Source organism: Pseudobutyrivibrio sp. C4, assembly GCF_900111635.1.
GTDB classification, from domain to species: Bacteria; Bacillota; Clostridia; order Lachnospirales; family Lachnospiraceae; genus Pseudobutyrivibrio; species Pseudobutyrivibrio ruminis.
The window spans coordinates 578,897-591,970 of sequence record NZ_FOHF01000001.1 but is presented as its reverse complement, the minus strand read 5'-3'; the positions used below and the strand labels follow the sequence as shown (position 1 = coordinate 591,970).

At 37.5% G+C, this 13,074-nt stretch carries 10 protein-coding genes and 1 pseudogene; 10 read left to right on the top strand and 1 reads right to left on the bottom strand.

Features of this window, described 5'->3' with window-relative positions; genetic code table 11:
• The first annotated feature begins 5 nt into the window (after positions 1–5).
• The 3 genes from argB (at position 6) to BMY66_RS02835 (ending at position 4,273) form a co-directional block, all read left to right on the top strand.
• Positions 6–902: an acetylglutamate kinase gene (argB, locus tag BMY66_RS02845; RefSeq protein ID WP_033153932.1), complete on the top strand. Its 897-nt coding sequence runs from the start codon at positions 6–8 to the stop codon at positions 900–902.
• Positions 895–2,094, top strand: coding sequence for an aspartate aminotransferase family protein (locus BMY66_RS02840; RefSeq protein ID WP_090394059.1), 1,200 nt, complete (start codon positions 895–897; stop codon positions 2,092–2,094). Before argB ends, BMY66_RS02840 begins: the two co-directional genes overlap by 8 nt.
• 73 nt (positions 2,095–2,167) lie before the next feature.
• The gene (locus BMY66_RS02835) at positions 2,168–4,273 is read left to right on the top strand and encodes a glycoside hydrolase family 36 protein (RefSeq protein ID WP_090394058.1); all 2,106 of its coding nucleotides are present in this window, start codon (positions 2,168–2,170) and stop codon (positions 4,271–4,273) included.
• Between the two features lie 7 nt (positions 4,274–4,280).
• On the opposite strand, the gene BMY66_RS02830 is transcribed toward BMY66_RS02835, so the two are convergent.
• Positions 4,281–4,817 carry a SprT-like domain-containing protein gene (locus tag BMY66_RS02830; protein ID WP_090394057.1) on the bottom strand — a complete coding sequence of 179 codons (537 nt, stop codon included), beginning with the start codon at positions 4,815–4,817 and terminating at the stop codon, positions 4,281–4,283.
• Positions 4,818–5,012: 195 nt separating this feature from the next.
• On the opposite strand from BMY66_RS02830, the pseudogene BMY66_RS02825 reads away from it, so the two are divergent.
• The 7 genes and pseudogenes from BMY66_RS02825 to BMY66_RS02795 all read left to right on the top strand — a co-directional run.
• A pseudogene (locus tag BMY66_RS02825) lies at positions 5,013–5,573 on the top strand (DNA/RNA non-specific endonuclease); the annotation flags it as partial.
• 120 nt (positions 5,574–5,693) lie between these two features.
• Complete coding sequence (locus tag BMY66_RS02820) at positions 5,694–6,266, top strand: ComEA family DNA-binding protein (RefSeq protein WP_074790306.1); 573 nt, start codon at positions 5,694–5,696, stop codon at positions 6,264–6,266.
• Between the two features lie 21 nt (positions 6,267–6,287).
• Complete coding sequence (locus tag BMY66_RS02815; RefSeq protein WP_033153935.1) at positions 6,288–6,986, top strand: response regulator transcription factor; 699 nt, start codon at positions 6,288–6,290, stop codon at positions 6,984–6,986.
• A 12-nt stretch (positions 6,987–6,998) separates the two neighbouring features.
• Positions 6,999–8,435, top strand: coding sequence for a sensor histidine kinase (locus BMY66_RS02810; RefSeq protein ID WP_044934035.1), 1,437 nt, complete (start codon positions 6,999–7,001; stop codon positions 8,433–8,435).
• Entirely contained in the window at positions 8,435–9,424 is a 990-nt protein-coding gene (locus BMY66_RS02805; RefSeq protein WP_090394055.1) for a GerMN domain-containing protein, read from the top strand. The genes BMY66_RS02810 and BMY66_RS02805 overlap by 1 nt, the downstream gene beginning before the upstream one ends.
• Before the next feature lie 19 nt (positions 9,425–9,443).
• On the top strand, positions 9,444–11,759 hold the full coding sequence (locus tag BMY66_RS02800) for a DNA internalization-related competence protein ComEC/Rec2 (protein ID WP_090394054.1): 2,316 nt from the start codon (positions 9,444–9,446) through the stop codon (positions 11,757–11,759).
• Positions 11,760–12,267: 508 nt separating this feature from the next.
• Positions 12,268–13,059: a hypothetical protein gene (locus tag BMY66_RS02795; RefSeq protein ID WP_090394053.1), complete on the top strand. Its 792-nt coding sequence runs from the start codon at positions 12,268–12,270 to the stop codon at positions 13,057–13,059.
• Positions 13,060–13,074 lie beyond the last annotated feature (15 nt).

Below are 13,074 nucleotides of genomic sequence, written 5' to 3'. Positions count from 1 at the left end.
ACACAATGGACAAGAGCATGTTAGCGGTTATGGACAAAGCGGAAGTTTTAATAGAGGCGTTGCCATATATTCAGCGATTTAACCGCAAGATTATTGTTGTTAAATATGGTGGAAGCGCCATGATTGATGAGGAGCTTAAAAAGCAGGTTATCCAGGATGTTACTTTGCTTAAGCTTGTTGGTTTCAAGCCAATCATCGTACATGGTGGTGGCAAGGAAATCAGCCGCTGGGTAGAGAAGACAGGAATGGAACCTGAATTCATTAATGGTCTTCGTAAAACAGATGAAGCCACAATGGAAATAGCAGAAATGGTTTTAAACAAGGTTAATAAATCTCTTGTTCAGAATGTCCAGTCTCTTGGTGTTAATGCAGTTGGCGTATCTGGAAAAGATGGTGGACTATTAAAGGTTCAAAAGAAGCTTTCAGATGGCCAGGATATTGGTTTTGTAGGAGAGATTACAGAAGTAAATCCAAAGATTATTATGGATTTGCTTGAAAATGATTTCCTTCCAATCGTTTGCCCTATTGGAATGGATGAGAACTTTGTTACATATAATATCAATGCAGATGATGCTGCATGTGCTATCGCAAAAGCGGTAAACGCAGAGAAGCTTGCATTTCTTACAGATATCGAGGGAGTTTATAAAGATAAAGATGATCCAGATTCACTTATTTCCGAGCTTACAGTTGAGGAAGCAAAGGATTTAATTGGGGATGGATACATTGGTGGCGGAATGCTTCCAAAGCTTAACAATTGCATCGAAGCTATCGAACAGGGAGTTAGCCGTGTGCATATTTTAGATGGAAGAATAGCACATTGCCTTCTTCTTGAAATCTTTACTAACAAGGGAATTGGAACAGCGATTATCGGAGACAAGGACACGAGGTATTACAATGAATAAAAAGGAATATATAGAGGCAGCGGATAACTGTCTATTACACGTATATAATAGATTTCCTGTTATATTTGACTATGGAAAAGGTGTGTATTTATATGATGAGTTAGATGAGAAATATTTGGATTTCGCATCTGGAATAGGGGTTATGGCATTTGGATATGGTAATGAGGATTATGAGGCAGCACTTACAACTCAACTGAAACGCATTACTCATACATCAAACCTTTATTATCATGTACCTATGATAGAGGCTGCACAAAAACTGACAAAGGCATCTGGAATGGATAAGGTTTTCTTTACAAATTCAGGTGCAGAAGCAATAGAAGGTGCACTTAAGACTGCAAAGAAATACGCATATACGAAGAAAGGCCCAGGGGATTATGAAATCATTGCCATGGAAAATTCGTTCCATGGTCGCACCGTTGGTTCTCTTTCTGTCACAGGTACTGAGCATTACCGTGAGCCATTTTATCCTTTGATGGCTGGAGTTAAATTTGCAACATTTAATGACTTTGGTAGTGTTCTTGCAAATCTAAGTGACAATACATGCGCCATTATAATGGAGACTGTTCAGGGAGAGGGCGGTCTATATCCAGCTGATGAGACTTTCTTGAAAAAAGTGCGTGAGCTTTGCGACGAGGAAGATATACTTTTGATTCTCGATGAAGTTCAGTGCGGCATGGGAAGAACAGGAAGCATGTATGCGTTCCAACAGTATGGTATTAAGCCTGATATTCTCACTACTGCAAAGGCACTTGGTAACGGTGTTCCAATTGGAGCATTTGCCGTTACAGACAAGGTGGCCCAGAGCTCTCTGGAGCCGGGAGATCATGGCACAACCTATGGTGGAAATCCACTTTGCACCGCAGCAGTTTCTCAAGTGTTTGATATGTTTGAGGATTATAAACTTATCGACCATGTAAAGGAGATTACACCTTATTTGGAGCAGGTTCTTGATAATCTTGTTAATAAATACGATTTTATTACAGAGCGTAGAGGAATGGGCTTGATGCAGGGACTTGTGCTTACAATTCCGGTAAAAGAGGTTGTAAGTAAAGCATTGTTAGAGCAGCATTTGGTTGTACTTTCAGCAGGTGCTGATGTACTGCGCTTACTTCCACCACTTGTTATAAATGAACAGGACATCGATTTGTTCAAAGAGAAGATTGAAAAAGTATTTGAGCAATTTGTGTAATCAAAAAAGCATCGTTTTCAGATATAATGAAAACGGTGCTTTTTATATGCTTGTTTAAATTGGGGGAATAACTATGCAAAGTATTTTAAACACTTATGTTTTGGGGGATATGAATGCAACATATCTTATTGATGAAGATACAGCTAATGTAGAACTTGTTTTACTGCCAGCTGGAATTGAATATAAGGACATGGACTCCCAAAAAGAAAAACCATATATTGATTCTCTGGTTCAAATTAAGATTATGGGGGATACATATAATGGCGGGTATGCTCCTGGTGTTACTATGCGTCAAAGTCCATCCGTGATTGGTTTTAAATACAAGGACCAGACTGTAAAATTCGTTGAAGATACCACTGAAATCGCTACAATCCTGGAAGATTCTAGAGGGTACCTATTATGTCATCATCTTAAATATACAGAAGGTGAAAAGGTTATTAGAACATATTCTAGCTTTAAGAATAATAGTGACAAAGAAGTATCCTTGGAATCAATCTCAAGTTTTTCATTGGGAAAGATTTCTCCATTGATGGATGGGGATGGTGCTGATACTTTAAAGCTTCATAGGATTCGAAGTGTTTGGAGCATGGAAGGAAGAAAGGAGACACTTTCTCTCGAAGATCTTCAACTGGAGCCTTCATGGGGAGGTCACGCTGTCAGATGTGAAAGATTCGGGTCTATCGGATCACTTCCAGTTAATAAGTTCTTCCCTATTATGGTGTTGGAAGATTCTAAGAACCAAATCTTTTGGGGTGCTCAACTTATGCACAATGCTTCATGGCAAATGGAGGTTTATAGAAGAGGGGATTACGTTCAAATATCAGGCGGTATAGCAGATCGTGAGTATGGACATTGGTCTAAAAAAATAAGGCCACAAGAAGAGTTTTATACTCCTGAAGCAATTATTTCTGTATGTCAGGATGAGGAGGAAGAAGTATATCGTCGTCTTACTTCGTCATTAAACAGTGTGGTGAATGAAGGACCAAAGTCGGAGCAGAGCTTGCCTGTGATGTTTAATGAATATTGCACCACATGGGGAAATCCAAGTCATGAGAATATATGTGAGATAGTTAATGCAATTAAAGACAAGGGCTTCGAGTACTTTGTAATTGATTGCGGTTGGTATAAGCAAGAGGGGATTCCATGGGATGTGTCTATGGGAGATTATGATGTATCAAAGGAACTCTTTAAGGATGGCTTAGATAAGACTGTTCAGGTTATTAAAGATGCTGGAATGAAGCCGGGCATATGGTTCGAAATAGACAATGTTGGAGAAAAATCAAAAGCCTATAATGATACAGAACATTTGCTAAAGCGGGATGGATATCCATTAACAACAACCATGAGAAGGTTTTGGGATTTGCGTCAGGAATATGTGCAGGAATACTTAAGAGAAAAAGTAATTGGTACATTAAAACAGTATGGGTTTGAATACATGAAAATGGATTGCAATGATACTGTTGGAATCGGATGTGATGGGGCTGAATCCTTGGGAGAAGGCCTTCGCCAAAATCAAGAGCAATCTATTAAGTTCATTCAGAGAGTAAAGAAAGAAATACCTGGAATTATCTTAGAAAACTGTGCTTCTGGTGGACATAAACTTGAACCATTGATGATGTCGCTTTGTAGCATGGCCTCATTTTCAGATGCCCATGAGTGCCCGGAAATTCCTATTATTGCGGCAAATCTTCACAGAGTGATTCTGCCAAGACAAAGCCAAATTTGGGCCGTTATACGGCAGGATGATTCTTTAAAGCGAATAGCATATTCTATCGCAAATACGTTTTTAGGAAGAATGTGCCTATCAGGTGACGTGTGTTCATTGGATGAACCACAGTGGAAGGTGATAGATGAAGGTATTTCCTTTTATAAGAAAATCTCTCCAATAATCAAAGATGGAAAGACTTATTTTTATGGAGATAAGATAAGCAGCTTTCGACATCCAAAAGGCTGGCAGGCGATATTTAGAGAAAGTATAGATGAAAGTAAAGCTTATATTGTAATACATGGTTTCAATCAAGCCAAAGGGGTACAAGTACAGATAAATCTTAATTGTGATTATCATTTAGTAAATTATTACTCATATCAGGAGGAGCAAATTTCTCTAAAAAATGGTGCATTAGAATATAGGATTCCTGATGATATGTATGCTGTTTGTTTATATTTAGAGAAGAGATGAAAATGTACTAGCCTACAGTTTTTCTAGACCAGGCTGTAGCGCCGCATCTGGCACAGCCATAGTATCTGTAATATCTAGTGAATTTAGAGTCTCGCTTGCGGTAGATTGTGGCTCCACAGTTGCCGCAAGTGAAGACATATTTTACATTCATTTCTTTACTTTCGTAGTTTTCAACGCCTTTTTCTATACCTTGAGTAACGCGCTTTATGTTGTAACCGTACACTTGGTTAACAACCTCTGCATAATATTTCCACTTTCCAGTATGACGCATACATCCTTTGCAGGTATGAAGTAATTCATGAATTATAGTTTCTTTGCAGGCTGTTTCAGAAATTCTATCATCTTCTAAAAGTCTGGCAGCTATTTCTATGGAGTAGCTACCATCTGGATTCAATTTACAAAGTCCCCAACGAGTTTTGGCTCTAGTGTTAATTTTCCAAGAAGAAATGTTTCCTAATTTGATTCCAAGATGAGTAACTTCATCTATGCACTTTTCTTTTAATGTTTCAAAATCCTTCAACGTTGTATATCCTTTGATTTTCATGTCAAGTCTGATATTGGAATTGTATCATATGTTATGATTAGATATAAGACAAGACAACAAGGAGCGACAAGAATGAGAAAGAAAAAACTATATATGTTTTTGATTGTATCAGTGTTATGCATAGCAGATTATTTGTACTATGGAACTAGCAATGCAGGTAATGATACAAATGATAAAGTTCAACTTGATGAAGATTATACTGCCAGTCCTTATTCAGTTGTAAAGGACAATGTCCCATATTTTTCAGAGGAAGATTTGACTCGTACTGATGCTTTTGAAACATATAGTGAACTGGATTCTTTAGGCAGATGCGGAGTGGCATATGCAAATATTTGTCAGGAACTTATGCCTACAGAAGAGCGAGGCGAAATAGGAAGTGTAAAGCCTAGTGGATGGCATACTGTAAACTATCATGAATATGTAGATGGAAATTACCTATATAATAGATGCCATCTCATTGGATATCAGCTAACTGGAGAAAATGCTAATGAGAAGAATCTTATTACTGGAACTAGATATCTAAATGTGGAGGGGATGCTTCCTTTTGAAAATGAGGTGGCTGAATATGTAGAAGAGACAGGTAATCATGTTTTGTATAGAGTCACGCCTGTATTCGAAGGCGATAACTTGGTGGCTTCCGGTGTTCAGATGGAAGCCTACTCAGTGGAAGACCAGGGAGCCGGTGTCATGTTTAACGTATATTGTTACAATGTGCAACCGGGGATAACAATCGACTATGCTACTGGTGATAGTCAAATTATGTCAAAAATATTTTAATATTTCGATATTTTGTAAAACTATTGTAATATATGGAAAAATTAGCTACAATAAGCAGGACGATATTGGAGTCTCCTACAGAGAATTATAGGAGATTACATGAAGAGATTTTTATTTATTGCTTGTTGTAGCATTTTTTTATTTACAGGATGCGGTCAAGCATCATATTTTCAATCAACGGAGCTTGTGGATTCCACAGAAGAGACACCTAAAGAGGACGAGATGGTTGAGGAATTATTGCCGGAAACTATTTTTGTTCAGGTTGCAGGTGCTGTTGAAAATCCAGATGTATATGAATTACCAGTTGGCTCCAGAGTCTATGCAGCAATAGAAGCTGCAGGAGGTCTGTTAGATTCAGCAGATGATAGCGACATCAATCAGGCATCAGTGCTTGAGGACGGACAGAAGCTATACGTATATACGGTAGAAGAATCCGAAGCGTTAAAGCAAGAGATGATTGCTTCGTCACAGCAGGACGACGGACTTGTCAATATTAATACAGCCAGCGCCGCTGAGCTTCAGTCATTGCCTGGAATAGGGGAGGCTAAAGCAAAACAGATAGTATCCTACAGAGAGGCTAACGGAGATTTTTCTTCGGTAGAGGATATTAAAAATGTTTCAGGAATTGGCGATGGTATTTTCAACCAAATTAATTCACTTATCAAAATATAAAGAACAGTATAGAGGATTGTTATGGCTAAAAAAGTTTTAGTAGTTGATGATGAAAAACTAATCGTAAAGGGAATTAGATTTTCACTTGAGCAGGATGGCATGGAAGTGGATTGTGCATATGATGGACAGGAAGCTCTTGATTTAGCTTCAGCCAATTCATACGATATGATTCTTCTTGATGTTATGCTTCCAAAGCTTGATGGATTTGAGGTATGCCAAAGCATTAGAGAGTTTTCTAATGTTCCTATTGTTATGCTTACTGCTAAGGGTGACGATATGGATAAGATTCTTGGCCTCGAATATGGTGCAGATGACTACATTACTAAGCCTTTTAACATCCTTGAAGTAAAAGCACGTATCAAAGCCATTATGAGAAGAGCAGCTTTGGGACAGCCTGTTGCTACAGATCATAAAGCTGAGGAAAATATCGTAGAAAATGGCGATTTAGTTTTAGATAAGAGTAATCGCCGTCTTACAATTCTTGGTGTTGAATATAATCTTACTTCAAAGGAATTTGACATGCTTCTTTTGCTTGTCACAAATCCTAAGAAAGTATTTTCAAGAGAGGATTTGCTCCATACTATCTGGGGAGAGGACTATCCTGGTGATGAAAGAACAGTAGATGTTCATGTTAGACGTCTTAGAGAAAAGATAGAGCCAAATCCAAAGGAGCCAAAATACGTTCGCACAAAATGGGGCGTTGGCTATTATTATATGTAAAGTGGGTTGTTAATGAAAAAGTTATTTAGTCACGGTTATTTTCGCAGTATAGGTTTTAAAATAGCATTTATTATCATTTGCGTAGGCATCATTCCATTTGTGGTTTGCGTGCCTATTTCTATGCGTGCATATGAATCAGTTTCAATCAGAACTGATGCCACAAATCTTATGGCACAGGCCATTTCCTACAATAATCAAATAGTAACAAGTGGTTATCTTACAGGTGATGAGAATTCACTTCTTGACACTCAGCTTAAGGCTGTAGCGGAGAGTTACAATGGTCGAATTCTTGTGGTGAACTCTACCTTAAAGATAGTGAGAGATTCTTTTTCTGCAGATGTGGGAAAGACTGTTATTTGGGAAAATATCATTTATTCAATGCAGGGACAGTCATTGTATTACTATGATAAGTTGACCAATTATCTTATAGTTACAGTTCCTCTCACCAGCTCAGAGGGGGAGACTGTAGGTGTTTTGGTTATTAACAAATCAATGGATTACATCCTTACAAATGAAGATACTTTCCTTTCTTACATGTTGATAGGCGAGATCATTATTGTTTCATTGACACTTATAGTAGCGGTATTTTCTCATATTCATTTTACAAAGCCAATAAAGCGAATGTCTAAGTCGTTGGATGCTATTGTTCGTGAATATACAAGTGAGATGCCGGAGGAAGATTCATTCACAGAGCTACAGGATATTTCTTCTAAGTTCAACGAAGTAATTGGTAAACTACATTCCATAGATGAGTCTCGTCAGGAGTTTGTTTCAAACGTATCCCATGAGCTTAAGACACCACTTACATCTATGAAGGTTTTGGCGGATTCTTTAAATGGATCAGAAGATGTACCTATAGAAATGTACAAGGAATTCATGCTTGATATTGGTGATGAAATCGACAGAGAAACCAAGATTATCAATGATCTTCTCAGTCTTGTTAGAATGGATAAGAGTGGTGCGCAGCTTAATGTTACAGCTGTAAATATCAACGAGCTTATTGAGCATATCTTAAAGAGACTTAAGCCTATTGCAGAGAAGTCTGATATTGAGGTTGTATATGAATCCTTCAGACCAGTTGTTGCTGAAGTTGATGAAGTTAAGTTTACACTGGTAGTTACAAATCTTGTTGAAAACGCTATTAAATATAATAACGAAGGTGGATGGGTTCATATTTCTTTGAACTCAGATCATCAATTCTTCTATATCAAGGTAGAAGACAATGGTCTTGGAATCCCTGAGGATTCAGTGGAACATATTTTTGAAAGATTTTATCGTGCAGACAAATCTCATTCTAGAGAAATTGGTGGAACAGGTCTTGGTTTGGCAATTACTAAGAGCGCTATCGCTATGCACAATGGTGAAATTAAGGTTCGTTCAAAGCTTAATGAAGGATCTACATTTGATGTGCGAATTCCTCTTAACTACATTGAAAAGGAGGTGCACTAATGAAAAGACTAATTAGCTTAATTCTTACAATTACATTAGCACTCTCTATGGTTTCATGTGGTTCAAAGAATGAAGAGTCGGACTATCAGATCTATTACTTGAAATCTGACAAAGCTGGAATCGTTCCAACTGCTTATACATTCCAGTCCGATGACACTGCAGAAATGGTGGAAGAGGCTATCAACGAGTTGGCTGAATCGCCAGATGACATAGACTACATCAATACAATCCCATCAGAGGTTGAAGCTAAAAGCTGGGAGATTAATGATGGAAACCTTAGTCTGTATTTAGTTGGCGGCTATGATTCGTTAGATACTTATACAGAGATACTTGTTAGAGCAGCTATCGTAAAAACGTTAGTGCAAATCGATGGTGTAGAATCTGTTTCTATCTACGTAAATGATGCGCCACTTGCTGATTCAAATGGCGATAGCATTGGTGCAATGACTGCAGATACTTTCATCGAGGATTTTGGTCAGGAGACAGACTCGCTTCTTTCTACAAATCTTACATTATATTTTGCTAGTGCAGATGGTATGTCTACAGTGGCAGAAACGAGAGAAGTGTACTACAGTCGTAATGTTACAATTGAGCGACTTGTCATAGAACAATTACTGAAGGGGCCTGATTCCGATGAGCTTCTTTCAGCAATTCCACCAGGAACAAAATTAAACTCAATTTCTGTTTCAGAAAATGGAGTGTGTATAGTAAACTTTGACGCTGCTATTGAGTCTACAGTAACAGGTGTCACTGAAAATGTTACTGTGTACTCAATTGTAAACTCTTTGACAGAACTGGATAATATCAAGCAAGTGCAGATTCTTGTTAATGGAGATACCCCTCACATCTCAAATGTTGATGTAGATTTATCTTCATCAATTTCTCGCAATGAAGATATTATCAATGAGCTTGCTGATCAAGAGGAAGAGGACGAAGAGTTATATCTAGAAGATGATAGCGATTTCGACTATACAGAAACAGAAGAATAATTCTTAACAAGGAGGACATATGTTACGAGGTCGAAGACTTTGTAAGATTTCCTTGTTGATAATAATAACGATTGCTTTTAGTGTACATGGCCCCTGGGATTATCTGGGGGTCTATACAAAAGCTAATGCAGCTGATTGTATGCCGGATGGCATCCAGGTGCAGGCTGTTGGCATGGTTTATCATAAGGAAATCAAAAACGACAGTGTACTCTATTATGTAAGAAATGCTACCGTGGACTCTGAAATAGGTAGGCTTTCAAATACATCTTTTATTTTCAAATTTAATTCAGATGAAATCCCAAATTATTGCAAACTAAATATTAAAGGTAAGGTTAGTCATTTTATGACTGCCAGAAATGATGGCGCTTTTGATATGAACAATTATTATCTATCAATGGGGCTGTATTTTGAGCTGTCTAATCCTGAAGTTTTAGGATACAGCTGTGGCTTATTATCAGGAAAAGATATTTTATATAAGCTTAGCAAAGCACTGGATGCAGTTTATCACTGGGCGCTACCAGGTGAAGAAGCTGGATTTTTATCAAGCATTGCTATTGGTAATAAAGGTGATTTATTAGGAGACCTAAGAGAGCTTTTTCAAACGGTAGGAGTGGCTCACGTGCTTGCTGTTTCGGGGCTTCATGTATCAGTGGTGTGCATGTCATTCTATAAACTTCTGAGACGACGAGGAAAAAGCTTTATTTGTGCTGGAATCCTTGCTGGAATAGTGGCTGTTTTTTACGGATTATTTACAGGAGGAAGTATATCTTCAGTGAGAGCGATTTGCATGTTTCTGATATTTCTTTTGGCGGACATTTTAGGAGAGGCATATGATTCTTTGACAGCGCTGGCAGTTGTGGCAGATTTTCTACTTCTGGGAAATCCATTGCTTATCAGAAATGGAAGCTTTATTTTTTCCTTTGGAGCAATTCTTGGTATTTGGTATGTAGCGCTGCCTTTAAGTGGGATATATGGAAAGTATTGTAACGAAAGAAAGAAGCTTATGAAATCAGATGAGGGCTTTGGAACAGCAATTAAAAAGCCAATCCATAGAGTTATTGTTGAATATTTCGTATCTAGCTTTATTTTTTCTATTGGTATATACGGGGTCATGCTTCCCATTGTCACTCAAATGTATCATGAAACTCCGGTTTATTCTTCAATGCTTAATTTATTAATCTTGCCACTTATGCCGGTGCTGCTTGGGCTAGGTTTGCTTGGTGGATTTCTTGGACTAATCTATTTACCACTGGGAAAGCTTATTCTGATGCCATGTCATTTTGTTATTTACATTTTTGAGATGATAGCGTCAATGTTTTCGAAGCTACCAAATGCTAATGCAATTGTTGGGCACCGTGGAATTATAAGAATTGTCATTTATTATGGATTAATATTTGTGGCATGGCGTCTTTCTGAATTGTTTAATAGCCATATCGATGCTGAGCTAATTAATCCAAGAACCAGAATATCGTATATACGAAGGAAAATGCTTGTTACAATGGGGCTTTTCATAGTAGTGATTTGCACGTGGTTCATCCCTTCTAAACAATCATTTGAGGTAGATATTTTAGATGTAGGACAGGGGGATGGCATATATATTTCCTCTCAGGATGGTGTGAGATTTTTCATAGATGGAGGAAGCACCAGCTCCGATGCTGTTGGAAAATATACGTTGCTTCCTTTTCTTAAATATAAAGGAGCCAGCCATATTGATTATTGGTTTCTGTCTCATATGGACATGGATCACGTATCCGGTGTATTAGAACTACTTGAGTCTGGGTATAGAATCGATAATATTGTGCTTTCAGCAGAGATACCTAGCGACGATACTTTGAGCCGGTTACTGGAATTATGTAGAGCTAATGGCACCAATGTTCTATACATGAATCAGGGAGATAAGTGTGGCAGTAGACATCTCTCATTTACTTGCATCTATCCCTTTGATGGATTGGTCAGCGATGACATTAATGCACTGTCATTGGCACTGTTGATGGAGTATGACAAGGATGGTGACGGAACTGTTGATTACTCAGGATTCTTTGGAGGAGATTTAGGTGCTGAGCAAGAGATAGCTATTGCCCAGTCGGGAAATGTGGGACATGTTGATTTACTTAAAGTTAGCCACCATGGCAGCCGATTCAGCTCTGATTCAGATTTTTTGTCCCTTCTGTCACCTGATGTTGCTGTTATCAGTTGCGCCAAGGTAAATCGCTACGGCCATCCAGCTGCCGAAGCCGTCGAACGCATTGAGGCCGCGGCGGGAAGCATTTATTACACCATGGACTCAGGCCGCGTGAGAGCGAGGGTAGGGGGAGTTGATGTGTTTATACAGTAGTTATGCCTATTCTGGATGAACTACTATCTATGACTTCTTGTGGGCTACTTAAGGAAAAAGCCCACAAGAACTTGGCTTCGCCAAGCAATATTTTCTTTCAGAAAATATTGGTCTATGTCCGGTTCTTGTTTTTCTGATGAAAAACAAAAACCTATAGTTGATTTTTGCGCTTGGATAGTAGGGGATGAGCTGGTTCTTACTATCTGATGGCGAAAACAATATTTAGATAGTAATGAACTGGTGAATTCTTACTATCTAGTAAGAAAAAGGAGCTATAGATAGTAAGCCATGACAAGTTTCTTACTATCTGATGGTGAAAACAATATTTAGATAGTAATGAACTGGTGGATTCTTACTATCTAGTAAGAAAAAAGAGTTATAGATAGTAAGCTATGACAGATTTCTTACTATCTAATGAGAAAAACTAGATTTAGATAGTAGGACATGAGTGAATGCTTACTATTTTGTGGAAAAATAGTAATTTTGATAAAAGAAAGGAATTAAAAGTATGAATATAGAAGTATTAAAAGAGGAACTAACACAAATTACAGAACAGAAAAAATTTGTATTGAATGAACTATCAAATTATAGTGATCTTCTAGATAAAACTCTTGTATTGAAGAAAAGCAATGGAATTTACCAATATTATTATAGGGATGCAGATGATGATTTAGAGTATATTCCTGCAGCGGATAAGGATATAGCAAAACGTTTAGCGCAGAAAGATTATTATGAGAAAATGCTAACAAATCTTCATGGGCAGGAGATGGCCATAAAAAGATTTATATTAAAATATAATTGTACTAGTGTTAGTAATTTGTATGAAAAGTTATCTGTTGGAAGAAAACAATTGATATATCCTATTATCAAATCAGATGCTGATTATATTAAAGAGTGGTATGAGAAGTATTGTGGAGCACAAAATAAATATGACAAGTCATCATCTTATACGACAAACAATGGTGAGGAGGTGAGGTCTAAATCAGAAAAGATTCTTGCTGATTTGTTTTACCAATATGGTGTTATTTATCAATATGAGCCTGAGATAATCCTACAAAATGGGATTAAGTGCTATCCAGATTTTGTTTTATTGAACTTACGAGAAAGGAAGACTTATTTTTGGGAACATTTTGGCTTAACATCCGATAATACATATTCAGATAAAAATCTAGAAAAGCTTGCAAGATATGAGAAATCTGGAATTATTACCGGAGAAAATCTAATAATATCTACAGAAGCCTATGGAATAAATTTGGATGTGAATTTGATTGAGCATAAAATTAAGTTATTTTTGTTGTAGTTCATATTGCATGTA

Bases quoted from the DNA above. Each gene is read 5' to 3' on its own strand.
- argB (WP_033153932.1), top strand. From the start codon at position 6: ATGGACAAGAGCATGTTAGCGGTTATGGACAAAGCGGAAGTTTTAATA.
- BMY66_RS02830 (WP_090394057.1), bottom strand. From the start codon at position 4,817: ATGAAAATCAAAGGATATACAACGTTGAAGGATTTTGAAACATTAAAA.
- BMY66_RS02795 (WP_090394053.1), top strand. From the start codon at position 12,268: ATGAATATAGAAGTATTAAAAGAGGAACTAACACAAATTACAGAACAG.
- BMY66_RS02810 (WP_044934035.1), top strand. From the start codon at position 6,999: ATGAAAAAGTTATTTAGTCACGGTTATTTTCGCAGTATAGGTTTTAAA.
- BMY66_RS02800 (WP_090394054.1), top strand. From the start codon at position 9,444: ATGTTACGAGGTCGAAGACTTTGTAAGATTTCCTTGTTGATAATAATA.
- BMY66_RS02820 (WP_074790306.1), top strand. From the start codon at position 5,694: ATGAAGAGATTTTTATTTATTGCTTGTTGTAGCATTTTTTTATTTACA.
- BMY66_RS02840 (WP_090394059.1), top strand. From the start codon at position 895: ATGAATAAAAAGGAATATATAGAGGCAGCGGATAACTGTCTATTACAC.
- BMY66_RS02805 (WP_090394055.1), top strand. From the start codon at position 8,435: ATGAAAAGACTAATTAGCTTAATTCTTACAATTACATTAGCACTCTCT.
- BMY66_RS02835 (WP_090394058.1), top strand. From the start codon at position 2,168: ATGCAAAGTATTTTAAACACTTATGTTTTGGGGGATATGAATGCAACA.
- BMY66_RS02815 (WP_033153935.1), top strand. From the start codon at position 6,288: ATGGCTAAAAAAGTTTTAGTAGTTGATGATGAAAAACTAATCGTAAAG.